Annotated in this window: 22 protein-coding genes; 18 read left to right on the top strand and 4 right to left on the bottom strand. The window is 39.2% G+C overall.

The window, feature by feature from the left end; translation table 11 throughout:
• The first annotated feature begins 164 nt into the window (after nucleotides 1-164).
• From ABKW31_RS17450 to ABKW31_RS17425, 6 genes are all read left to right on the top strand, one after another.
• Nucleotides 165-788 (top strand): c-type cytochrome, encoded by a 624-nt coding sequence (locus ABKW31_RS17450; RefSeq protein WP_348617857.1) that lies wholly within the window; start codon nucleotides 165-167, stop codon nucleotides 786-788.
• Between the two features lie 490 nt (nucleotides 789-1,278).
• Nucleotides 1,279-1,803: a Der GTPase-activating protein YihI gene (yihI, locus tag ABKW31_RS17445; protein WP_348617856.1), complete on the top strand. Its 525-nt coding sequence runs from the start codon at nucleotides 1,279-1,281 to the stop codon at nucleotides 1,801-1,803.
• Nucleotides 1,804-1,815: 12 nt separating this feature from the next.
• Nucleotides 1,816-2,256 (top strand): DUF2489 domain-containing protein, encoded by a 441-nt coding sequence (locus tag ABKW31_RS17440; protein WP_348617855.1) that lies wholly within the window; start codon nucleotides 1,816-1,818, stop codon nucleotides 2,254-2,256.
• A gap of 245 nt (nucleotides 2,257-2,501) precedes the next feature.
• On the top strand, nucleotides 2,502-3,410 hold the full coding sequence (gene glyQ, locus ABKW31_RS17435; protein WP_348617854.1) for a glycine--tRNA ligase subunit alpha: 909 nt from the start codon (nucleotides 2,502-2,504) through the stop codon (nucleotides 3,408-3,410).
• A complete protein-coding gene (gene glyS / locus ABKW31_RS17430) occupies nucleotides 3,410-5,479 on the top strand; it encodes a glycine--tRNA ligase subunit beta (protein ID WP_348617853.1) in 2,070 nt (689 codons plus the stop codon). Before glyQ ends, glyS begins: the two co-directional genes overlap by 1 nt.
• 88 nt (nucleotides 5,480-5,567) lie before the next feature.
• Nucleotides 5,568-5,945 (top strand): hypothetical protein, encoded by a 378-nt coding sequence (locus ABKW31_RS17425; RefSeq protein WP_348617852.1) that lies wholly within the window; start codon nucleotides 5,568-5,570, stop codon nucleotides 5,943-5,945.
• 105 nt (nucleotides 5,946-6,050) lie between these two features.
• On the opposite strand, the gene gyrB is transcribed toward ABKW31_RS17425, so the two are convergent.
• From gyrB to dnaA, 4 genes are read right to left on the bottom strand one after another with little or no spacing between them, the layout of a single operon-like run.
• Nucleotides 6,051-8,471: a DNA topoisomerase (ATP-hydrolyzing) subunit B gene (gyrB, locus tag ABKW31_RS17420; RefSeq protein ID WP_348617851.1), complete on the bottom strand. Its 2,421-nt coding sequence runs from the start codon at nucleotides 8,469-8,471 to the stop codon at nucleotides 6,051-6,053.
• A gap of 4 nt (nucleotides 8,472-8,475) precedes the next feature.
• The gene (gene recF, locus ABKW31_RS17415; RefSeq protein ID WP_348617850.1) at nucleotides 8,476-9,573 is read right to left on the bottom strand and encodes a DNA replication/repair protein RecF; all 1,098 of its coding nucleotides are present in this window, start codon (nucleotides 9,571-9,573) and stop codon (nucleotides 8,476-8,478) included.
• A gap of 27 nt (nucleotides 9,574-9,600) precedes the next feature.
• Nucleotides 9,601-10,707: a DNA polymerase III subunit beta gene (gene dnaN / locus ABKW31_RS17410; protein WP_348617849.1), complete on the bottom strand. Its 1,107-nt coding sequence runs from the start codon at nucleotides 10,705-10,707 to the stop codon at nucleotides 9,601-9,603.
• Nucleotides 10,708-10,725: 18 nt separating this feature from the next.
• A complete protein-coding gene (gene dnaA, locus ABKW31_RS17405; protein WP_348617848.1) occupies nucleotides 10,726-12,111 on the bottom strand; it encodes a chromosomal replication initiator protein DnaA in 1,386 nt (461 codons plus the stop codon).
• A gap of 529 nt (nucleotides 12,112-12,640) precedes the next feature.
• Here dnaA and rpmH point away from each other — a divergent pair.
• The 12 genes from rpmH to ABKW31_RS17345 all read left to right on the top strand — a co-directional run bounded on the left by rpmH (nucleotide 12,641) and on the right by ABKW31_RS17345 (nucleotide 23,127).
• Nucleotides 12,641-12,775, top strand: coding sequence for a 50S ribosomal protein L34 (gene rpmH, locus ABKW31_RS17400; RefSeq protein ID WP_007615483.1), 135 nt, complete (start codon nucleotides 12,641-12,643; stop codon nucleotides 12,773-12,775).
• Between the two features lie 14 nt (nucleotides 12,776-12,789).
• Nucleotides 12,790-13,143, top strand: coding sequence for a ribonuclease P protein component (gene rnpA / locus ABKW31_RS17395; RefSeq protein ID WP_348617846.1), 354 nt, complete (start codon nucleotides 12,790-12,792; stop codon nucleotides 13,141-13,143).
• A complete protein-coding gene (gene yidD, locus ABKW31_RS17390) occupies nucleotides 13,113-13,361 on the top strand; it encodes a membrane protein insertion efficiency factor YidD (RefSeq protein ID WP_348617845.1) in 249 nt (82 codons plus the stop codon). Before rnpA ends, yidD begins: the two co-directional genes overlap by 31 nt.
• A gap of 100 nt (nucleotides 13,362-13,461) precedes the next feature.
• Nucleotides 13,462-15,108, top strand: a complete 1,647-nt coding sequence (gene yidC, locus ABKW31_RS17385) for a membrane protein insertase YidC (RefSeq protein ID WP_348617843.1) — start codon at nucleotides 13,462-13,464, stop codon at nucleotides 15,106-15,108.
• 104 nt (nucleotides 15,109-15,212) lie between these two features.
• A complete protein-coding gene (locus ABKW31_RS17380) occupies nucleotides 15,213-15,695 on the top strand; it encodes a YajQ family cyclic di-GMP-binding protein (protein ID WP_348617842.1) in 483 nt (160 codons plus the stop codon).
• An 8-nt stretch (nucleotides 15,696-15,703) separates the two neighbouring features.
• Nucleotides 15,704-17,086 (top strand): tRNA uridine-5-carboxymethylaminomethyl(34) synthesis GTPase MnmE, encoded by a 1,383-nt coding sequence (gene mnmE, locus ABKW31_RS17375; RefSeq protein ID WP_348617840.1) that lies wholly within the window; start codon nucleotides 15,704-15,706, stop codon nucleotides 17,084-17,086.
• A gap of 78 nt (nucleotides 17,087-17,164) precedes the next feature.
• Nucleotides 17,165-17,611: an FMN-binding protein MioC gene (gene mioC / locus ABKW31_RS17370; RefSeq protein WP_348617839.1), complete on the top strand. Its 447-nt coding sequence runs from the start codon at nucleotides 17,165-17,167 to the stop codon at nucleotides 17,609-17,611.
• Nucleotides 17,611-18,291 carry a DnaT-like ssDNA-binding domain-containing protein gene (locus ABKW31_RS17365; RefSeq protein WP_348617838.1) on the top strand — a complete coding sequence of 227 codons (681 nt, stop codon included), beginning with the start codon at nucleotides 17,611-17,613 and terminating at the stop codon, nucleotides 18,289-18,291. Before mioC ends, ABKW31_RS17365 begins: the two co-directional genes overlap by 1 nt.
• Before the next feature lie 27 nt (nucleotides 18,292-18,318).
• A complete protein-coding gene (locus ABKW31_RS17360; RefSeq protein ID WP_348617837.1) occupies nucleotides 18,319-19,137 on the top strand; it encodes an ATP-binding protein in 819 nt (272 codons plus the stop codon).
• A 586-nt stretch (nucleotides 19,138-19,723) separates the two neighbouring features.
• A complete protein-coding gene (gene mnmG / locus ABKW31_RS17355; RefSeq protein ID WP_348617836.1) occupies nucleotides 19,724-21,637 on the top strand; it encodes a tRNA uridine-5-carboxymethylaminomethyl(34) synthesis enzyme MnmG in 1,914 nt (637 codons plus the stop codon).
• On the top strand, nucleotides 21,637-22,275 hold the full coding sequence (gene rsmG / locus ABKW31_RS17350) for a 16S rRNA (guanine(527)-N(7))-methyltransferase RsmG (RefSeq protein ID WP_348617835.1): 639 nt from the start codon (nucleotides 21,637-21,639) through the stop codon (nucleotides 22,273-22,275). Before mnmG ends, rsmG begins: the two co-directional genes overlap by 1 nt.
• Before the next feature lie 63 nt (nucleotides 22,276-22,338).
• The gene (locus ABKW31_RS17345) at nucleotides 22,339-23,127 is read left to right on the top strand and encodes a ParA family protein (RefSeq protein ID WP_348617834.1); all 789 of its coding nucleotides are present in this window, start codon (nucleotides 22,339-22,341) and stop codon (nucleotides 23,125-23,127) included.
• Nucleotides 23,128-23,163 lie beyond the last annotated feature (36 nt).

Below are 23,163 nucleotides of genomic sequence, written 5' to 3'. Positions count from 1 at the left end.
TAATTATGCAAAGTATATCAGTAAAACGTCGGAATTCTTTGCTTCAAATAGTAGATTATATTTAACTTAAATTGTGGAAGTTATTTTACTGTTGCTGTAAATGTGTAAAATAAGGCATCGATAAAAAAGAATAGTCAGCTAATCAAAAGCTTAATGAGAAAATTATGAAACAACTAAGTCTGTTAATTTGTTTGGTATTAGGTGTGAGTGGCCCAGCACTAGCGCAAGGTAATGCTGAAGAAGGTCAGAAAAAGTCTGTGGCATGTGGTGCATGTCATGGGGCCGATGGTAATAGTGCTATTGATATTAATCCCAAATTAGCCGGTCAATACGCTGGTTACCTTGTGAAGCAACTAAAAGAATTTAAATTGGCGAGCCAAACCGGCGGCAAACAAGGCCGCAACAATGCTGTAATGAATGGTATGGCTGCAGCGTTAAGCGAAGAAGATATGCTTGATATTGCAGCTTATTTTTCAAGTCAAAAAGCAAGCCCTGGGGAAGCACCTGAGGATGTAATCGTTGAAGGTCAGAAGCTATATCGGGGCGGCGATACTGCGCGTGGAGTCACTGCTTGTATTGCCTGTCATGGCCCACATGGCGATGGTACAAGTTTATCCGGATTTCCAGATATCAGCGGTCAACATGCTGCCTACCTGAAATCGCAGTTAGAGTTGTTTCGTTCTGGCGATCGGAATAACTCACTCAACGGTATGATGGGAGATATTGCAAAACGGCTTACCGATAAAGATATCGATATACTCTCTAAGTATATCGCCGGTTTATATTAGACCGAACGAAGAGAAAGCGACTTAGGTCGCTTTTTTTTGTCAAAAATTCGGTCTAATGAATGTCGTATTGAAAACTTTCAATTGTAAAGATATTGTAATTTTTTGTTAACAGGGTATTATGCTCGGCAATTAAAACAACAAGGACTACAAACCTTAACGTTTGTCATGGAAGAAAATAAAGATGGTTTATATCATCTACTTAAAAAGCTAACTCCTCCAGGGAGCTACAGGGACTACTAATAAAGAGTCAGGAAGACCTTAAACGATAAGTAACTTCGTTAATTATAATAAAAAGAGAGTTACAGTCAGATTCATCGTTCAAAATGGTGAATCTTTATTGGGAGATGTGTCAGCTGACACTATTATCTGCAAAAAGGCGATGGTTCTATCCATCGCCTTTTCTAATTATGCCATCTAGTCAACTATATTGACGCAGCCAAGTTAATTTTAAGATAGAATGGCGCCATTAATTTTGTATGGATATTGTGCCATGGCTAGAAAAACCAAATCTCGAAAAATAGGCCTCATAGGTGTGCGTAAATCACCAGATTTCAAACGTGTTGAAAAAGAAAAACGTGCTAAAAAAGCCTTAGGCAAGCCTGCGGGAAATCGAAATAGTCTTATTGCTGCAAAAGAGGCAAGTAATTCGAAAATAATTATAGACCCCCGCTTAGGCAGTAAAAAACCCGTTGAATTGTTTGTAGCGCTTGATGAAAACAAAAACAGCCCAAGGAAAATTACCAATAAGCCACTGATCAAACATGCTGCTCCAGAAGCTGAATTGGCGCAAATCGAAGGTGACGAAAGACTAACTGAATTGCTGGGCAAAGCCGATTCTGGCCTAAACTTAGATAGAAAAGATCAACTTTATGTCTCTGAAAAATTGGCGCGACATAAAGAGCTGTGTGAATTGCTGGGAATATCTGATGAACTAAAAGATTCTAGTTCCACCGACGAAGATGATCTGTACGAGATGTTTGAAAGTATTGATGTGAACAAACTCAATAATTTTTAGGCCCATTATTATATGACCTTACCCATATTAGCGCTGATGTTAGTAATTGTTTTACCACTGGCATTTTATGCTGGAACTTTGGTGTTTAGGGTACGGGCTCAGTCTCAAAAAAACAGACAAAGAACAACAGAGCGTATTGATAAAATTGTTGAAAGTATTACTACCATAGCATCGGCTATGAACCAACAACAATGTAATATGTCAGAGGGCTGCATTAGGTTATACCATTTATTAGAAGCCCTTCCTCTCGTTGAGAGACCAGATTATAGTAGGATTTATGCGGGTGTATATTCTTTGTATAACGACGTAAAAGAACTAGCTTCCCATGAAGCGAGAGCAGGACTCTCACCTCAAGAACGTCATGCCCAAGATACATTCAGAGAAGAAAGAGAAGCACTGTTAGAAACGGCTATTTTAAGGGACGTTGATCAATTAAGACGTTTTTCTATTTAGATCGAAAATCAATCAAGCCGCATCTGTTAACTTCAAATTACGGTGATTACCCATAAAGATTAGCTTCACCCAAATTCCCTACTCCAACTCACTTTGTCTCTAACACTTAATTAAACCATCGCGTCTAAATATATTCTCTTTTCAGGCTTTTTATTAAGTAATTAGCTTATTTGGCCTACATTCGGCCATTCACAGAAGGTATACTTACGGCCATTTTTTAGTTTTTGATATATTGGCAGAGGAAGATGCAGAAATTTGACTGTAAAACGTTTCAGGGCCTAATCTTGGCCTTGCAAGATTATTGGGCAAGGCAAGGTTGTGTCATTATCCAACCCCTCGATATGGAAGTGGGTGCTGGTACTTTTCATCCAATGACTTTTCTACGTTCAATTGGTCCTGAGCCAATGAGCAGCGCATATGTGCAACCTTGTCGTCGTCCTACTGATGGCCGCTATGGGCAAAATCCAAATCGTCTTCAGCACTACTATCAGTTTCAAGTTATGCTCAAACCCTCTCCCGATAATATTCAAGAATTGTATTTGAAATCTCTCGAAGAGTTGGGGTTTGATCCCTTAGTCAACGATATTCGCTTTGTAGAAGACAATTGGGAATCACCCACTTTAGGAGCATGGGGATTAGGTTGGGAGGTTTGGCTAAATGGCATGGAAATAACTCAGTTTACTTATTTTCAGCAAGTTGGCGGCATTGAATGCTCGCCTGTTACAGGCGAAATCACCTATGGTTTAGAACGTTTAGCCATGTATATTCAAGAAGTAGATAGTATCTATGACCTTGTGTGGACTGATGGTCCCATGGGCAAAGTGACCTATGGTGATATTTTTTTACAAAATGAAATCGAGCAGTCTACATATAATTTTGAACACGCCGATGTCGCAGCCATGTTTGCCAATTTTGACCAGTACGAGAGTAGCAGTCAGAAACTTATTGCTGAAAACCTTCCTCTACCAGCTTACGAGCAAGTCATGAAAGCCTCTCACGTATTTAATCTGCTAGACGCAAGGCACGCTATTTCAGTAACAGAGCGACAACGCTATATATTACGAGTCAGAGCGTTATCTAAGGCCTGTGCAGAGTCTTATTTTAAGGCCCGTGAAGCATTAGGGTTTCCACTGTGTAAAAAGGATGAAAAATAATGAATTTGGAAAATTTACTTATTGAAATAGGTACTGAAGAATTACCGCCAAAATCATTAGTTAAGCTAGCAACTAGCTTTGCATCCAGTGTTGAGAATGCTCTGCTAGCAGCCGAAATACAGTTTTCGGAGGTTACTTGGCTCGCGACACCACGTAGGCTTGCTGTTTCAGTAAAACAATTATCACCGGTGCAAAAAGACAGGCTTATTGAAAAACGTGGACCTGCAGTAGGTGTCGCTTTTGATGCAGAAGGAAAGCCCACTCAAGCAGCACTTGGCTGGGCTCGTTCTAATAATGTAAATATTGAAGATGTAGGCCGTTTAAAAACCGACAAAGGTGAATGGTTGTTGTACCAAGGTTCAGAAAAAGGCTTGCCCATCAAAACAACTTTACCTGATATCATTGAAAAAGCCCTTAGCAGTCTGCCGATACCTAAACCAATGCGTTGGGGGGCGGGTTCCATTCAATTTATACGGCCGATTCATACGCTTACTATTGTGTTTGGAAGCGAACTTGTTCCGGCTAATGTTTTAGGTATTGAGTCAAACCGACTAGTTATGGGTCATCGTTTCTTAGGTGAGAAGAGTTTTTTACTTAATCATGCTGATGATTATGTGGAAGAAATGAGACGTCACTTTGTCGTTGCTGATTATAACGAACGAAAAGAGAGTATCCGCGCAGCAGTAAATGACATGGCCCTAAAAGAAAACGCTGTGGCCGATATGAATGAAGAGTTATTAGAAGAAGTTACTGCTCTAGTTGAATGGCCTGTGGCAATGACGGCAAGTTTTGATAATTCATTTTTAGAAGTGCCAAAAGAAGCACTGATTTACACCATGAAAGGCGACCAAAAATATTTTCCTTTGGTGGATAATAGGGGCAAGCTTTTGTCTCGTTTTATCTTTATCAGTAACATCGAAACCGCACACCCAGCCCTTATTATAAGTGGTAATGAAAAAGTTATCCGCCCTCGCCTTGCAGATGCTCAATTTTTCTTCGCAACCGATCGTCGACATACACTTGAGTCAAGACTAGACAGTTTAGATAGTATTTTGTTTCAAAAGCAATTAGGCACTTTGCTTGATAAATCTAAGCGTATTGCTGATTTAGCTGGTTCAATTGCAGCGCTATTAAATCAAGACATTGCGGCAGCTGCGAGAGCGGGATTGTTAAGCAAAACTGATTTAATGACCAATATGGTAATGGAATTTCCGGATGTACAGGGTGTCATGGGCATGTATTATGCAAAACTGGACGGCGAATCTGAAGAGGTTGCAAATGCCCTCAACGAGCAGTATAAGCCAAGATTTTCAGGGGATTCTTTACCCACTTCACCGGTTAGTATTGCAGTCGCTTTAGCGGACAAAATTGATACCTTAGTTGGAATATTTGGCATCGGACAAACGCCTAAAGGAGACAAGGATCCCTTTGCATTAAGAAGAGCAGCAATTGGTGTATTACGGATAATCGTAGAGAATAATTTGGCGCTCGATTTAAATACCCTAGTTGAAAGTTCAATTGATTCTTTTGGCGATAAGGTCATTAGGCAAGGATTGAAAGATAGCGTTATAGACTTTATCTTGGCACGTTTCAAGGCTTGGTATCTTGAACAGGGAGTGACGGTTGATGTTATTCAAGCCGTATTAGAAGTAAGGCCGACAAAACCTGCTGAGTTTGCAGCGCGAGTTGATGCAATACAGCAGTTTAAGTTAAATGTTTCGGCAGAAGCTTTGGCTGCTGCAAACAAGCGTGTAGCCAACATACTTTCAAAAAATTCAGTTGAGCTTATTGGTAAGATAGAAACGTCTCTATTAGGTGATGAAGCTGAAATACGGCTTTATGAAGCCCTTAATCATACTCAAAGAGAAGTAGACTCTTTAGTATTGGTATCCGATTACATTGGGGCATTAAATCGCTTAGCAGAACTCAGAGAGCCCATAGATAACTTTTTTGAATCAGTTATGGTCATGGTCGAAGATGAAACTGTTCGGAAGAATAGACTCGGCATATTGTTAAAGTTAAGGCAGTTATTCTTAAGTTGTGGTGATATTTCATTACTCAGCAAGTAAAAACAAAGGAATTATAAAAATGGCAATCAGTCGATTTATTAAAGTTGCTTTTAGTTGCTTGTTAGTGAGCGGATGTGCCTCGAATATCATGCCAATATTTGAAGATACACCTGATTACAGCAAGCTTTATTTACGCGGAGTTTTCACGTGGTGGGAAGCTGACGAAAAATATAAGTTAATTGCTGTAAAAGAGGAAAAGTATGCCACGCAAATTCGCTTGATTGCCGATGGGCAACCTTATGATTTTAGATTCGCTGATATTAATTGGTCTCCCTCATTAAATTGCGGATATGTTAAAGCCAGTGTTGATCAAATTGTCACGCTTGGAGAGACTGTAAGAGCAAATTGTGAGTCAAAAGATGAGAATTTTCGTTTTACCCCAAAGGAAACAGGCCTGTATCAGTTCAGTATTGACTTTAGCAGTGTCGGTTCACCAAAAGTTAAAATAGAAAAGTTAAGCGATTGATTTTTAACTAGATTAATAGTAAAAAGCCGCTACGTTGTAAACAACATAGCGGCTTTTTTAATGCCAGTGATTACTTGAAATCACAGCTTATTGTATTTAAATAAACTAGACATCAAGGTTAGCAACCCTTAATGCATTTTCTTCTATAAAGGCTCGGCGTGGCTCAACGTGATCGCCCATCAGTGTTGTAAACAATAAGTCGGCACCAATAGCGTCTTCAACTGTAACTTGCAGCATTCTACGATTCATCGGATCCATAGTGGTTTCCCATAATTGATTAGGGTTCATTTCACCTAATCCTTTATAACGCTGGATGTATTGCCCGCGTTTTGATTCAGCCATTAACCAATCAATAGCGTCAACAAACGAAGTAATAGCTTTGGTTTTATCGCCGCGTTTAACGTAGCCTCCCTCTTCAATTAAATCATTAATTGCTGCGTTGAGTTCTTTGATACGACCATACTCAGTTGAGTCAACAAAATCTTGGTCAAGGACATATTCGGTATCAATACCATGAAGTCTCAAAATAATTGTAATGTAATAATTATTTCTCTCTTCATTGTGTCGAATTTCAAATGAATATGTTGCTCCATCAATTTCGTCAGCAGTCAGGCTGTTGGTAAAATTGGTGGCAAACTCAGTTAGTAATGCTTGGTTGGAAAGGTCTTCAACAGCTAAAGTACCACTGTAAACCAATTTATTTAGAATGACCTTCGGCATGATACGACTCACACGCGTAATCATTTTTACTGCCAATTGGTATTGGCCAACCAATTTTTCTAAAGCAACACCGCTAATAGCCGGTGCATTTTCGTTAACATGAATAGAGGCCTCATCAAGGGCGATAGAAGTCAGGTACTTCGTAAGAGACTCATCGTCCTTCAAATATTGCTCTTGCTTGCCTTTCTTGGCTTTATACAGAGGAGGCTGGGCAATATAGATATAACCACGATCAATTAATTCAGGCATTTGACGATAAAAGAAAGTCAGCAATAAGGTTCTGATGTGTGAACCATCGACGTCAGCATCCGTCATAATGATTATTCTGTGATAACGCAGTTTATTGGGATCATATTCGTCACGGCCTATGCCACAGCCTAAAGCAGTAATTAAAGTTGCTACTTCTTGTGAAGATAACATCTTATCAAAACGCGCTTTTTCAACATTCAGAATTTTACCTTTGAGAGGTAATATAGCTTGGTTTTTACGATTGCGCCCTTGCTTAGCTGAACCGCCAGCAGAGTCTCCTTCCACGATGTATAGCTCTGATAATGCCGGATCTTTTTCTTGGCAGTCAGCTAGCTTTCCTGGTAAGCCTGCAAGATCTAAAGCGCCTTTACGGCGCGTCATTTCACGCGCTTTACGAGCAGCTTCTCTTGCTCTAGCAGCATCAATTATCTTACCAACGATGATTCTACTTTCACTAGGATTTTCAAGCAAAAACTCTTGCAGTTTTTCACCCATAATAGTTTCAACAGCAGGTTTTACTTCAGAAGAAACCAATTTATCTTTAGTTTGAGAAGAAAATTTAGGATCAGGTACTTTTACGGAAACAACTGCAGTAAGTCCCTCTCGAGCGTCATCTCCACTAGTGGTGGTCTTAGCCTTCTTAGCGAGAGCCTCTTTTTCCATATAAGTATTTAGAGTTCTGGTTAATGCACCTCTAAAACCAGCTAAATGACTACCACCATCACGCTGAGGAATATTATTGGTAAAACAAAAGACGTTCTCTTGAAAGCTATCGTTCCATTGCATGGCAACTTCAACAGTTATGCCATCATCACGTTCTGAGACAAAGTGGAAAACCTTTTGATGAATAGGCGTTTTGTTTTGATTTAAGTACTCAATAAAGGCTTTAATTCCTCCTTCATATTCATATTTATCTTTCTTACCATCACGCTCATCTTCTAGAATTATACAAACACCAGAGTTAAGAAAGGATAACTCTCTTAGTCTTTTAGCTAATATATCATAGTGATACAGAACGTTAGTAAAAGTACCTTCACTGGGCCAAAAACGAATACTTGTTCCGGTAGTTTGAGAGTCACCAGTCGGAGCCAATGGCTTTTGCGGGACACCATGCTGATACTCTTGTTCGTATAATTTACCGCCTCGTCTTATTTGTAGCAGTAAACGTTTAGACAAGGCATTAACAACAGATACACCAACACCATGTAGTCCACCAGAGACTTTATAAGAATTGTCATCAAATTTGCCTCCCGCATGGAGTACAGTCATGATAACTTCGGCCGCAGAAACGCCTTCTTCTTCGTGTAGTTCAGTAGGAATGCCTCTACCGTCATCTCGAACTGATACCGAGCCATCGGTATGTATTTTGACATTAATATTTTTACAATGGCCTGCAAGAGCTTCATCAATAGAATTATCGACAACTTCGAATACCATATGATGTAATCCAGTTCCATCATCAGTATCTCCGATGTACATCCCTGGTCTTTTTCTTACTGCATCAAGTCCTTTTAAAACTTTAATACTCGATGAATCATAAACATTTTCTTGTGCCATTTGATTAAATCTCCTCTATCACTTGGCCATGTTCCACGTGAAACAATTTTTTATCTGTATATTGGTCTAAATAACCCATATGCTTTTTATCAATTGCGGTAATAAATATTTGTGACCCAGTTCGAATCAAACTGTTAATAAACAACTGCTGCTTCTGCAAATCAAGCTCCGCACCAATATCATCTAATAGAAACACCGCTGACTTCTCATTCTTTAAAAATAAATGCTGGGCCTGAGCTATTTGCATCGCTGCCACTAACATTCTTAACTGGCCGCGGGATAACACCTCATTTGCTAGGATACCATCAGCTTTGATTCTAATGTCTGCTTTATGAGGACCAACACTTACAAATCCCATTCTTCTATCTTTTTCTCGGTTTTTTTCAAAAGACTCTTGCAAACTATAGTCTTTCTCCCATCCACTATAGTAGTTAAACTCAAAACTAAACTCTGGTAGAAACTCTGCCAAATTATACTTAATAATCGAAAGAAATTCACCTGACATCAACGCTGAACGCAGGCTTGATATCCTTTCACCGGATTCAGAAAGCTGGGTCAACCAATACTCTTGCTCTGACCTAGAACCAACGACACTATTTTTTTGCTTGTAGATTGCATTAACTTGTAACAAACATCTTCGATAGATTGAAAATTCTTTGGCAAAAGAAGGTTCCACGTGAAACAACAGCCAATCAATATACTTTCGTCTCAGTCTAGGTGAACCGATTATCAACTCTGAACTTTGAGGAGTGAAAATTTGAACTGGCAACAAACTGACTAGATCGACTGCAGACTTAGTCTTAATCCCATCGACGCTAACTATGCAGGAGTTATCTGTTTTACGACTAAGCCCCAGCTTGTGACTTGAACTTTTAGTTGAAACGGAACCAAAAACCGTAAACTCACTTCTATCATGTTGAATTACGTTTTTATGTTTACTCGTTCTAAAAGAACGAGCAAATCCTAAATAATGAATTGCCTCCAGTACTGATGACTTACCACTACCGTTTGCTCCAAACAATACATTTAACTGACTGGATGGCTGAAGTGAAAATTCGTTTATATTCCGAAAGTTACTTACCTGGACAAGGTCCAGTCTCATAGTTTTATAATTACCATTTAACGAAGATTACAGCCTCATCGGCATAATAACGTAAAGTGCAGAATCATCGCTGGCATCTTCAATCAGTGCACTACTATTTGAATCAGCTAAGGTAATTTTAACTTGCTCACAGTTTGTTAAGCCATTCATCACATCAATAAGATAGGCAACATTAAAGCCAATTTCTAGATGATCTCCCTGATAATCAACATCAACAATCTCTTCAGCTTCTTCTTGCTCTGGATTGTTAGCCGTGATTTTTAGCTCCCCACTCGACAAATTTAACCTTACACCTTTAAACTTTTCATTTGATAAAATTGAGGCTCGCGAAAAAGCATGCTTAAGAACATCTTTGCTAGACTCGATTTTCTTGTCCCCGTCTTTGGGTAATACTCTTCTATAGTCTGGGAAACGACCATCTACTAATTTACTAGTAAATATAAAATCAGTAGAGAAAATCCGAATATGATTTGAGCCTACTTGGACCTTAACCCGCTTATCGCTGTCTTCAATTAAACGTGAAATTTCTAACACACCTTTACGAGGTATAATGACTTGTCTGTTTTGCAATGGCGAACTAGTGTATTCAAGGCGACAAAGTGCCAACCTATGACCATCTGTTGCTACAGTGCGAATTGTGGTGCCTTCAGTTTCTAAAGACATGCCATTCAAGTAATACCGAACGTCTTGCTGCGCCATACAAAAATGCGTGCTGTCTATCAACCTTTTCAGTGAACTTTGAGAAATTTCGAACTCAAGCTCCCCTTGCCAATCTTCTAGATTTGGATAGTCAGCCGCAGACAAAGTTGACAGACTATATTTACTTCTGCCTGATCGAATCAATGCTTTGTTGCCTTCGACTTCGAATTCAATAGTACTGTTATCAGACAGACCTTTGCAGATATCAACTAATTTTTTGGCAGGAACTGTTATCTCGCCTTCGGTAAATGCACCTGTAAGAGTTACGTTTGATATTAATTCAACCTCTAAATCCGTACCTGTTAACCAGAGTGAGCTATCACTAACTTTTACCAAAATATTGGATAAAATAGGTAAAGTGTGGCGACGCTCTACTGCACCTGAAACCAACTGTAGAGGCTGTAAGAAGTTTTCCCTGCTGATACTAAATTTCATCTTATTACTCGTGAATTTTTATGAAGATAGTGTTCGAATCAAATTTTGATAGTCTTCTTTTATATCATGACTTTCTTCTCGTAGCTGCACTATTTTTCTACAAGCATGCAATACAGTAGTATGATCTCTACCACCAAATGCGTCACCTATTTCAGGCAGACTGTGATTCGTTAATTCTTTAGATAGAGCCATCGCCATTTGTCTTGGGCGAGCGACACTTCTATTTCGTCTTTTCGACAGAATGTCAGCCATTTTTATTTTGTAATATTCAGCCACCGTTTTTTGAATATTATCAATTGTGACCAACTTTTCTTGTAAGGCCAACAAATCGCGCAATGCTTCTCGAACAAAGTCAATGGTAATAGGTCTACCAGTGAAATTAGCGTTAGCAATCACCCTATTTAACGCACCTTCTAACTCTCTTACATTCGACCGTAATCTTTTTGCAATAAAAAACGCGACTTCATCAGGTAAAAATATTTTATTTTCCACCGCTTTACGTTTGAGAATTGCCACACGTGTCTCGAGCTCTGGTGGCTCAATTGCAATAGTGAGGCCCCAACCGAAACGTGATTTAAGTCTATCCTCTACTCCAACGATCTCTTTTGGATATCTATCTGAGGTCAAAATTATTTGCTGGTTACCTTCGAGCAACGCGTTAAAGGTATGGAAAAACTCTTCTTGTGAGCGTTCTTTATTGGCAAAAAACTGAATATCATCGATCAGCAATGCATCCACTGAACGGTAATATCGTTTAAATTCTTCAATAGCATTATTCTGCAGTGCCTTAACCATATCTTGAACAAAACGCTCAGAATGCATATACACAACAGTAGCATCCTTCTTTTTATCAATAATGCCGTTACCAACCGCGTGCAATAAGTGAGTTTTACCTAAACCTGTACCGCCATAAATAAACAGTGGGTTGTACGCACCACCAGGATTATCAGCAACTTGCTGAGCCGCAGCTCTTGCTAACTGGTTAGATTTACCCTCTACGAAGTTTTCAAACTTATAACTCAGATTGACATTGCTTTTGTGCACGTTAGCTTGAGCGGCTGCACTTTCTATTTCTCTTGACTGCACTGAGGAGTAGGTACTCGTTGGGCGGATATTATTGTCATTTCTAGCGTAAGCAGGTGCAGCGCCTCTGACAAACCCACTATCATTACGTTTAACTTCGAAACGCAACTGGGGCGCATCGCTACCGCAAAACTCAGTAAACAATGAATTGATCTGAGTGAAATATTTATCTCTCACCCAGTCGAGCACAAATCGGTTCGGCGCAAATAGAGTTAGATGTGTGTCTTTGTGATCTGCCTGCAGTGGTCTTATCCACATGCTGAATTGCTGGATAGGTAAATCTTGCTGTAGCCTTTCTAGGCATTGATTCCATAGTGACATCTAAAAAACGACTCCAGCCCAATAAAAATGGGGGCTAATAATAAAATACGCAAAAAAAGTAATAGAAGAAAGAAAACTCAGATCGCCTGTTTATTAACCGCCAAATCACCTAGCGACTAATTGACTGTGAATTATCTCGCTATTCGTATACCAAGCGCAACTACCAATTCGAAATAAATTAGCATATAAACAACATTAACTATATCCTTCTGTTTTATAAGCTTATTTTGGCATTTATCTTGAATCATACAGTATGATTCAAACTCCGCCTGAAATGGTAAACTAGTCAATTTATTATGTTCTAGTTGCCTTGTAACTCTATCCTTTCAAGACAACTCTGTGGATAAAAATACTATTTTTTCTAAAACGGCAGCTTTATTTCTAAGCACTTTCAAAATAATATCAAGTTTACTGTTTTAATAGCTAATGTTTGATTGACAAAGCCCCTAGTGATCTCTATTATTCAGCGTCATTTTTGAGCGCTTACTGTGTTCAAATTGACATTAATCTTATGTATCAGGACTAGGCCATGAAAAGAACTTTTCAACCAAGCAACTTAAAGCGTAAGCGTTCACACGGTTTTCGTGCCCGTATGGCGACTAAAAATGGCCGCAAGGTTATAGCTAATCGCCGTGCTAAAGGCCGTGCTCGTTTATCTGCTTAATTTAATTATCCAAGGTGGGTGAAAATCACTTTTCTCGGGAGATAAGACTACTTACTCCCACCCACTTTGAATATGTGTTTAATAACGCAATTCCCTCGGTCTCACCCCAACTTACCCTCCTTGCTCGTAAAAATGATGGATCAGCACCTCGTTTAGGCATAACTATAGCTAAAAAGCGTGTCAAACTAGCGCATGATAGAAATAGACTCAAACGTATTATCAGAGAAAGCTTCAGACATCAGAGACAAACATTGCCGAGTGTTGATATAGTTGTGGTTGGCAAGAGTGGATTAGATAAACTGTCTAATCAGGAGCTGTTTTCTTTACTGAATAAGTTATGGAAAAAATTAGCACAACGTTGCGTATAATACCGATAGGGTTAATTAAGGGTTATCAGAATTTCATATCCCCTATGCTTGGACCCCATTGCAGATTTCATCCCAGCTGTTCTCATTATGCTGTTGAGGCAATAAACGAACATGGTGTGAGCAAAGGTGGCTGGTTAAGTATTAAAAGAATTTCAAGATGTCATCCATTTAATGATGGTGGTTTTGACCCAGTACCAAAAAAAAATAGTGATAAATAATAAACTGCCCTTATTAAAGGAAGGTTAATTTAAACTTAATTCGTCGTGGTTTGTTTTTAAAAAGTCACAAATATCAATGAGTAGTTAATTAGAGTACTTTATGGAATCCCAACGCAGCTTTTTGTTAATTGGCCTAGCAATGGTCAGCTTTCTATTGTGGCAACAATGGCAAATCGATTATGCCCCACAAACCATTGAACAAAATTCTTCTACAACTGTTCAAGCCAATAATACCACTACTCAAAGTAGTGGCAGTGATGCTCCCCAAGTTAGCTCGCCTAGCCAGATGGGAATGACTGCAACCAACACTGTAAATGATAAAATAATAACAGTCATCACCGACGCTTTGGACCTCAGGATTGATACCAGAGGCGGTGATGTAATATCCGCTGATTTACCTGATTTCCCAGTCAGTCAGGGGTCAACAGAACCTTACAGTTTACTTAGACCCAGTGGTGAACATATTTTTGTTGCACAAAGTGGCTTGGTAGGACGCGATGGAACAGATAGTAAAGTGCGCCCTGTTTATTCTGTTGAAAAAGACAGTTACACCTTGGCTAGTGATGTTCTAAAAGTGCCATTAACTTATACTACTGCTGATGGAATGACAGTCATTAAAACCTTTAGTTTCAGTAAAGGTAGCCATCAAATTGATGTTAATTATACCATTGTCAATAATTCAACTTCGAGCAAACAATTACAGCAGTTTGGCCAACTTAAACAAAGTATGATTAACGAAGACGGTAGCATGTTTATGCCCACTTATCGTGGTGGCGCTTATTCAACGGGAGAAGATCGTTATCAAAAATACGACTTCGATGACATCGCCGACAAAGAAACTAAGCTTAATGAAGTAACTAAAGCGGGTTGGGCAGCCATGATAGAACATTATTTTGTTTCTGCTTGGGTTCCACCGCAAGACCAAACCAACACCATCTATAGCGCCGTTAGACAAAACACTAATGCAGTTATCGGTTTTACTGGCCAAGTAACAACTGTTGAACCTGGCCTAACGGCTGAAATAAATAGCATTCTATATCTTGGCCCTAAAGACCAAGACACCTTAGCGCTTATCGCTCATGGTTTAGACCTTACTGTTGACTATGGTTTCTTATGGATGATATCGCAGCCCTTATTTGTGCTTCTACAATGGATCCACAGCATTGTTGGTAACTGGGGTTTCGCTATTATCATCATTACTATCATTGTCAAAGGTAGTATGTATTGGTTGACTAAGAAGCAATACGAGTCAATGGCTAAAATGCGTGCCCTAAAACCCAAAATGGATGCTCTTAAAGAGCGTTTTGGCGATGACAGACAAAAAATGCAACAAGCCATGATGGAATTATACAAAAAAGATAAAGTTAACCCTATGGGCGGCTGTTTACCTTTGTTATTCCAAATGCCAATTTTCTTAGCATTATATTGGGTACTGCTTGAAAGCGTAGAGTTACGCCAAGCTGACTTTATTTTGTGGATTACCGATTTAAGTGTCAAAGACCCTTATTTCGTATTGCCGATATTGACCGGTATCTCCATGTACTTGTTACAAAAGCTCCAGCCGATGACTATGACTGATCCAATGCAACAAAAAATCATGCAGTTTATGCCTGTTGCAATGAGTCTTTTCTTCTTCATCTTTCCTGCTGGACTAGTGCTTTATTGGCTTATAAGTAACGTAATCACCCTAGTACAAGCAAAAATAATTTATGCTTCAATGGAAAAACGTGGTTTACAAACCAAATAACTAACATTATTCGCTCAGCCCGTTGCTTATCTTGTAATAAGATATAAAACGGGCTTTTTTTTGCTTACAATACCCAATTCGCTATTCCACCAATAGGAACCCATATGCCTTCTTTTGATATTGTTTCTGAAATAGATCTCGTTGAACTAAAAAATGCTGTTGATAATGCCAATAGGGAAATCACTACCCGTTTTGATTTCAGAGGAGTTGAAGCCAGCTTTGAACTAAAAGAAAGTATTGTCACTATGATCGCCGATAACGACTTTCAACTGCGCCAGATGTTAGATATTTTGCGCGGTACCTGCGTAAAAAGGGGCGTAGATACGGCAGCATTTGAAGAAAAAGATGTGCAACATATTGGTAAAATATACAAACAAGCCATCGCCCTTAAACAAGGGATTGAGCAAGCTACTAGTAAGAAAATTATTAAACTGATTAAAGAAGCAAAAATTAAAGTTCAGGCCTCAATTCAAGGTGAGCAAGTCAGAGTAACAGGCAAAAAGCGCGATGAGTTACAACAAGTGATGGCCTTGGCTAAAAGTGCCGAGCTTGACCAACCTGTGCAATTTACTAACTTTAGAGATTAATCGATCTCGTGTCGAATTCATCAACGCCATTCAAACAAGATACTATTGTTGCACAAGCTACCGCGCCTGGACGAGGCGGTGTCGGCATTATTAGAGTCTCAGGGCACCTTGTTAGCCAAGTGGCTCAAAAAATCCTCGGCAAATTACCTGAACCTAGAAAAGCTGAATACCTCAGTTTCAATGATGAACATCAGCAAGTCATTGACCAAGGTATAGCCTTATTTTTTAAAGCTCCTAACTCATTTACCGGCGAAGACGTACTAGAACTGCAAGGACACGGCGGACAAGTTGTACTCGATATGTTACTGCAATCTGTACTCAAGATTGGCAATATTCGTATTGCTAAACCTGGGGAATTCAGCGAAAGAGCTTTTTTAAACGATAAGCTCGACTTAGCCCAAGCTGAAGCTATCGCCGATTTGATTGATGCCAGCTCAATACAAGCTGCTAAAGGCGCATTACGCTCGTTACAAGGCCAATTTTCCCATCAAATACACATCCTTGTAGAACAAGTTATTCATTTACGCATGTATGTTGAAGCGGCTATCGATTTTCCAGAAGAAGAAATAGACTTTTTAAGCGACGGTAAAATTCAGGCCGATTTAAATGCTATTATTAGCTCATTCGAACAACTGCGCCAACAAACAAAACAAGGCACCTTATTACGCGAAGGAATGCGGGTGGTCATCGCAGGAAAACCTAATGCTGGTAAATCCAGTTTACTAAATGCCTTGGCTGGCAGAGATGCGGCTATTGTTACTGACGTAGCAGGCACAACTCGCGATGTGCTAAAAGAACATATTCATATTGATGGTATGCCCTTGCATATCATCGATACAGCCGGTTTGCGCGACAGCCCAGACAAAGTTGAAAAAATAGGCATTGAAAGGGCTTGGCAGGAAATAAATCAAGCCGATCGGGTTTTATTTATGCTTGATAGCACTGAGACAACTCACACTCACCCGCAACTTATATGGCCAGAGTTTTTTGCCAAACTACCCGCCAATATGGGTCTTACTGTTATTCGCAATAAAATAGACTTAAGCGGTGAATCAATTGGTATAAATGAACAAGGTGACTATCCTGTCATTTCAATTTCTGCCAGCGAAGGCAAAGGTATCACAATCCTTAGTGAACATTTAAAAGCTTGTATGGGCTTCGATGCCAATAACGAAGGACAATTTATAGCTAGGCGTCGTCACTTAGATGCAATTGACCGTGCGGCTGAACATTTATATTTAGGTAAACAACAGCTAGAGGAGCATCTTGCCGGTGAGCTACTAGCCGAAGAATTGCGTTTAACGCAAAACCACCTGAATGAAATAACCGGAGAATTTAGTTCAGATGATCTGTTAAGCAAAATATTTTCTTCCTTTTGTATTGGCAAATAATAATATCGAATTGAGCGTAGAGCCTAAGCAACAAGCAATGTACAATTAAACTCAATCGAGTTTATTAAGATAAGCATAATGGCCAAGTTTGACATCATTGTAGGTAGTGTATTAGGTGCCAGTGAATATGTTGCCGATGCCGTGTCCGAAACCCTAGCAGAGCATGGTCACAGCGCAGTTATTCATCTCAATCCCAAATATTCAGAGATAAGTAAGGATTCAGTTTGGTTAGTGTGTACCTCAACTCATGGTGCAGGAGACCTACCTGACAATATTCAAAGCTTCGCCCAACAAATTAGTGAGCAAAACCTAGCCGATATTTCTTTTATGATAGTTGGTCTGGGCGATAGCAGTTACGATACCTATTGTAATGGCGCAAGAACGATGGAAGATCTGTTAATTAAATCGGGGGCTAAACAACTCTGTGAAGCGCTGCATATTGATGTGTTGGTAAACCCCATTCCAGAAGAAATTGCCATTTTATGGCTTAATGATATTTTGACGAAAATAACTATTTCTCAATAATGAATATTAACCAAGCTGAACAAAGTGCCTTACAACAAGCCTTAAGCAATGATGCTAGAGTATTATATTTATTAGGGATAAAAACGACTGCCGATAGCAAAACAGGCTTAACGTTACCACTTAATTATAAGAACTTAATTAAATTGCTGAATGCCAAAGAAGAAAAGTTTACTTTGGGCAGGCAGATAAATAGTCTAATAAAAGAACTTCTTAATATTGGTTTAGTTACCTTTGAACACGAGGTTGAACTAAACCATAGTTTTAATGGTAAAACATTAGTGCTGCCCCTAATGCTAATGAAAAAAGATGACTATTCTAAGCTACATTTAGAGTGGCAAAGCATGCACATGGCCTGGCAACCCGATACCGATTTGCTAAGTGATTTGGCCAAACTAATGGGTATCATCGACCAAGAATATTCTGTACAAGAATTAGGTGAATTTATCTCCTATTGGTTAAGTCGGCCTGAAAGTCATTTTACCCAGTTTCAATGGACACAAAAATTTGTATTCAATCTCAAGCACAAACGCTTGGCTCATGGTGTTAAAAATGTACACAAAGTAGGCCAGCAAATTGTACCTGTGAAGGCAGGGATAGTGGCAGATGATAATGCGAAGAAGCTAGTTGAAAAATACAGCAAAAAAGACAGTAGTATAAAATCTGATTCAACTAATACTTAAGCTAATTAACTTTGGATAATGAATTCTGTGGACAACATTAAAAATAAAATTCAACAATTAGGTAAAGCTTTAGGCCGTCAACATGTGCCAGATAACTATACCGACTATCAATCTTTGCGCACAGAATATGAAGCACTGGCTAATCGAGATGTTAGATTAATTCAACAAGAGAGTAAAAAACAGCGTATTCAATCTATCCAAGGTCGCTCGGACTTAAATACGAAATGGACCTTTGCCAATCTAGTTGAAGACAGTGAAGATGTTATTGAGGCAGTCAGTATCGCTAGGTCGTTCATCGCCGCCCATGAAGATATCAATTGGCGTAGAAGTGGTTCACATATGATGATCTTTTACGGCGACTATGGCCGCGGTAAATCACACACAGCGGGTGCCATTGCCCATGAACTTATCGAAAAGTTTGAAATATCAGTTTTATATCGTCAATTGTCTAGCATATTGGAAATGCGCTTTTTTTCTTATGACTACAATGCCCAGGATAACGTTGCCCAAAAATTTCGAGAAATTAACCAAGAATTATTAGATGTTGACTTACTTATTCTCGATGAAGTGTGCGTCAATGAAACAGCCTTAAAGAAAAATGCCCAAAGTTGGCTAGGTAATTTATTACGTCAACGTTTAGCTAATCATAAAAATTGCATTTTAATCACTAATCATAATTTGGCTGAACTAGAACAAGCGCTAGGTAGTTATTGTTTTGAATCAATCAAAGAATACGATACTTATAAAGTGAAATTTTCAGGACCAAGTCGAAGAAAAGAAATTATTCCAACCCAAGTAGAGTCTAAGCCTGCCTATACGGGTTACAGACCCAATCAAGTAAGGTGATATTAACCTTTCACCGACTAGTATTTTGCCTATTACATTAAGCTCGATTATTTCATGATCAAGCTTATGTATTTTTTTCATCGAATCACCACAGGCTTTATTGTCAATTCCAACAAACTAAGCCGGCAATCCAATCCTCCATAACGATCATAAAACCACCTTAAATACGCACTAATTGATCACAGGATCACAGTTTACTCACAGGTAGATCACTGCTTTTAAAAAAATGTGTGTAAAAGTATGTATAACCCTTTAATAACCGGTTTATATCCACTTTATAAAATCACTAACAACTATGTCTGTGGATAAAAGCACTGGTTACACCCAGTATATACCGCTTTGATCAAGCCTTATACACACCCTAAACAGTCATACAACTAATTGATATTAATAGATAAAAACGCCTTACCCACAGAAAATGGCTTACTTAATAGTAGTAATAATAAGTAAAGATCTAATAGATCATATAAAGATTACTCAGGATCTAAATTTAAATTTGAATAAATTTTAAGCATTTCAAAAAAGACAAAAGCCGTATAGAATACGCGCCCGTTTTGACTGGGTGTAGATCATTAAGAGGCATACCATGTTTTATCAGCAACAATTTGACGTTATCGTTGTAGGTGGAGGCCACGCAGGCACAGAAGCTGCACTTGCAGCTGCCCGTATGGGTGCCACAACTTTATTATTAACTCATTCCATTGAAACCTTAGGTCAGATGTCCTGTAATCCAGCTATTGGTGGGATCGGTAAAGGCCATTTAGTCAAAGAGATTGATGCCTTAGGCGGTGCCATGGCATTAGCGACGGATCAAGCTGGGATCCAATTTAGAACCCTTAATTCAAGCAAAGGCCCTGCTGTCAGAGCCACTCGTGCACAAGCTGATCGCGCCTTATATCGAAAATCGATCCGTCACATATTAGAAAACCAAGTAAATCTCACTTTATTTCAACAGTCGTGTGATGATCTTATTGTTGAAAATAACGAAGTAGTTGGTGTCGTCACCCAGATGGGGCTTAAATTTAGAGCTAAATCAGTTGTACTTACCGTAGGTACATTTTTAGGTGGCACTATTCATATTGGTTTAAATAATTACAAAGGCGGCAGAGCAGGCGATCCGCCTTCGATCGCACTTGCCGATCGTTTAAGAGCATTACCTTTCAGAGTTGATCGCTTAAAAACTGGCACACCTGCCCGCTTGGATGCCAGAACCTTAGATTTCAGCGTGATGCAGGAACAACGAGGCGATGACCCTATTCCAGTGTTTTCTTTTTTGGGTAAAACCAGCGATCATCCTCGTCAAATATCTTGTTATATCACCCATACTAACGAGCGTACTCACGAAATTATTCGTGGTGGACTTGACCGTTCACCCATGTATACCGGAGTAATTGAAGGTATAGGTCCACGTTATTGTCCCTCTATAGAAGATAAAATTCACCGATTTGCTGATAAAGATTCACATCAAATATTTGTTGAACCTGAAGGTCTAGATAGTATTGAAATATACCCAAACGGTATTTCAACGAGCTTGCCTTTTGATGTGCAAATGAATTTAGTGAGATCGATTAGAGGCTTTGAAAATGCCCATATCATTCGTCCAGGTTATGCGATCGAGTATGACTTTTTTGATCCGCGCGATCTAAAACAGAGTTTAGAAACCAAATTTATTAGCAGATTATTCTTTGCCGGACAAATTAACGGCACAACTGGCTATGAAGAAGCTGGCGCTCAAGGCCTCATAGCAGGCGCTAATGCGGCTTTATCAGCACAGGGCAAGGACTCATTCACTTTACGTCGTGATGAAGCTTACATGGGCGTTCTAATTGATGATCTAGCGACCATGGGGACTAAAGAACCTTATCGCATGTTCACCAGTCGCGCTGAGTATCGATTGTTACTGCGTGAAGATAATGCTGATATGCGATTAACTGCATTAGGTCGTAAAATTGGTTTAGTAGACGATCATCGTTGGCAAGTGTTTAACGATAAACTCGAAGCAATTGAGCTAGAAGGTCAACGGTTACGATCTACTTGGATCCATCCACACCATGCTGCGGTTGAGGAGCTCAATAAAGTGCTTAAAAATCCAGTGACCAAGGAAAATACTCTAGAAGATTTAATTAGACGCCCAGAGATGACTTATCAACGTTTAATGCAGATTGAATCATTGGGTCCGGTTATCGCTAATGTTCAGGCCGCAGAGCAAGTTGAAATTCAAATTAAATATGCTGGTTACATTGAGCGTCAAAAAGAAGAAATAGCTAAAACCTTACGCAATGAAGATACTCTAATCCCATTTGATTTTAATTATCAGCAGATCTCTGGTTTAAGTAACGAGGTGGTAGCAAAATTAAGCAATGCTCGCCCTGAAACTATCGGTAAAGCTGGCCGAATTTCTGGTGTTACACCTGCAGCTGTTTCTTTATTGCTGGTTTACTTAAAAAAGCATGGCTTGCTGGTAGGAACGGCTAACAGTAAAACTAGAATCTCTGCCTAATGTTAGCCTTGCAAGAACAATTAATAGAGCAGCTAACGAGCTGTTTAAAAGACAGTGATGTAACACCCAGCTCAGAGCAAATTGAAAAACTGGTTGCTTATGTTTTAATGATGCATAAATGGAATAAAACTTACAACCTCACCTCAGTACGTGACCCTCAGCAAATGCTGATAAAACATATTGTTGATTCGATTGTAGTAGCGCCATTTTTAAGTCAGAAATATTATATTGATGTGGGAACAGGTCCAGGATTACCGGGCATACCATTAGCGATAATGTGTCCTGATAAACACTTTGTACTGCTTGACAGTCTGGGTAAACGCGTGCGTTTTATGAAACAAGCGGCCTATGAACTTAAACTTTCGAATATTGAGCCTGTACAAAGTCGAGTAGAAGATTATCAGTCTAAGCTAAAATTAAATGGCGTGATCAGTCGAGCTTTTGCCTCATTAAAAGATATGTTGCACTGGTGTCAGCATCTGGTAGATTCTCAAGGGGTATTTTTGGCGCTCAAGGGCCAACTACCCGAAGATGAGCTAAAAGAAATAAGTGATAAATTTGATTTAGTTGAGATAATTAAACTAAAAGTGCCCCACTTAGTCGGTGAGCGGCATATAATAAAAATTCGCAAGAAATAGTACGATTTCTTAATCCATCAATTAGCATTTTTGACAAAACATAAGCATTATTGGAAAACTATTTTGGGTAAAATTATCGCAATAGCTAATCAAAAAGGTGGTGTGGGTAAAACCACAACAGCTGTCAATGTTGCAGCGTCTATGGCGGCGACCAAACGCAAAGTGTTACTTATTGATTTAGACCCACAAGGCAATGCCACCATGGGTAGCGGTGTTGATAAATATGCAGTAGAAAATACCTGTTATGAATTATTGATTGAAGAAAAACCGATTGAAGAAGTCGTCATTAAAGAGACAACGGGTAAATATCACTTAATTGCTGGTAACAGTGATATTACTGCCGCAGAAATAAAATTAATGGAAGTGTTCGCCCGCGAAGTCAGATTGAGAAATGCGCTGGCACCGGTTAAAAATTATTATGACTATATTTTTATAGACTGCCCCCCTTCTTTAAATCAACTCACAGTCAATGCGATGGCTGCAGCTGATTCTGTGCTGGTGCCTATGCAATGTGAATATTACGCCTTAGAAGGCTTAACAGCTCTAATGGACACTATTAAAAAGTTGGCGTCTGTAGTTAATCCTGAATTAAAAATCGAAGGTGTCTTACGAACCATGTATGATCCTCGTAATCGATTGGCTAATGATGTTTCAGAGCAACTAAAACGCCATTTTGGCGAACAAGTTTATCGCACTGTAATTCCGCGCAATGTCAGATTAGCCGAGGCCCCAAGTTTTGGTACCCCTGCTATGTATTACGACAAATCATCAACCGGGGCAAAAGCATATTTAGCCCTAGCTGGAGAAATTCTCCGTCGTGTTAAAATTAATGCAACAGTAAAAGTGAGCTAATTGAGCTGCTTAGTTGTAAATATATGGAATAGAGGA

The sequence above is a fragment of the Paraglaciecola sp. 25GB23A genome (assembly GCF_040012495.1).
GTDB lineage: Bacteria > Pseudomonadota > Gammaproteobacteria > Enterobacterales > Alteromonadaceae > Paraglaciecola.
Note: the sequence above shows the minus strand (reverse complement) of the source record. Positions and strands in the feature narration are given on the sequence as shown.

What these genes read in the sequence shown, in the direction of transcription:
- ABKW31_RS17450 (WP_348617857.1), top strand. Translation starts at nt 165, where the DNA reads ATGAAACAACTAAGTCTGTTAATTTGTTTGGTATTAGGTGTGAGTGGC.
- yihI (WP_348617856.1), top strand. Translation starts at nt 1,279, where the DNA reads ATGGCTAGAAAAACCAAATCTCGAAAAATAGGCCTCATAGGTGTGCGT.
- ABKW31_RS17440 (WP_348617855.1), top strand. Translation starts at nt 1,816, where the DNA reads ATGACCTTACCCATATTAGCGCTGATGTTAGTAATTGTTTTACCACTG.
- glyQ (WP_348617854.1), top strand. Translation starts at nt 2,502, where the DNA reads ATGCAGAAATTTGACTGTAAAACGTTTCAGGGCCTAATCTTGGCCTTG.
- glyS (WP_348617853.1), top strand. Translation starts at nt 3,410, where the DNA reads ATGAATTTGGAAAATTTACTTATTGAAATAGGTACTGAAGAATTACCG.
- ABKW31_RS17425 (WP_348617852.1), top strand. Translation starts at nt 5,568, where the DNA reads ATGCCAATATTTGAAGATACACCTGATTACAGCAAGCTTTATTTACGC.
- gyrB (WP_348617851.1), bottom strand. Translation starts at nt 8,471, where the DNA reads ATGGCACAAGAAAATGTTTATGATTCATCGAGTATTAAAGTTTTAAAA.
- recF (WP_348617850.1), bottom strand. Translation starts at nt 9,573, where the DNA reads ATGAGACTGGACCTTGTCCAGGTAAGTAACTTTCGGAATATAAACGAA.
- dnaN (WP_348617849.1), bottom strand. Translation starts at nt 10,707, where the DNA reads ATGAAATTTAGTATCAGCAGGGAAAACTTCTTACAGCCTCTACAGTTG.
- dnaA (WP_348617848.1), bottom strand. Translation starts at nt 12,111, where the DNA reads ATGTCACTATGGAATCAATGCCTAGAAAGGCTACAGCAAGATTTACCT.
- rpmH (WP_007615483.1), top strand. Translation starts at nt 12,641, where the DNA reads ATGAAAAGAACTTTTCAACCAAGCAACTTAAAGCGTAAGCGTTCACAC.
- yidD (WP_348617845.1), top strand. Translation starts at nt 13,113, where the DNA reads ATGGAAAAAATTAGCACAACGTTGCGTATAATACCGATAGGGTTAATT.
- yidC (WP_348617843.1), top strand. Translation starts at nt 13,462, where the DNA reads ATGGAATCCCAACGCAGCTTTTTGTTAATTGGCCTAGCAATGGTCAGC.
- ABKW31_RS17380 (WP_348617842.1), top strand. Translation starts at nt 15,213, where the DNA reads ATGCCTTCTTTTGATATTGTTTCTGAAATAGATCTCGTTGAACTAAAA.
- mioC (WP_348617839.1), top strand. Translation starts at nt 17,165, where the DNA reads ATGGCCAAGTTTGACATCATTGTAGGTAGTGTATTAGGTGCCAGTGAA.
- ABKW31_RS17365 (WP_348617838.1), top strand. Translation starts at nt 17,611, where the DNA reads ATGAATATTAACCAAGCTGAACAAAGTGCCTTACAACAAGCCTTAAGC.
- mnmG (WP_348617836.1), top strand. Translation starts at nt 19,724, where the DNA reads ATGTTTTATCAGCAACAATTTGACGTTATCGTTGTAGGTGGAGGCCAC.
- rsmG (WP_348617835.1), top strand. Translation starts at nt 21,637, where the DNA reads ATGTTAGCCTTGCAAGAACAATTAATAGAGCAGCTAACGAGCTGTTTA.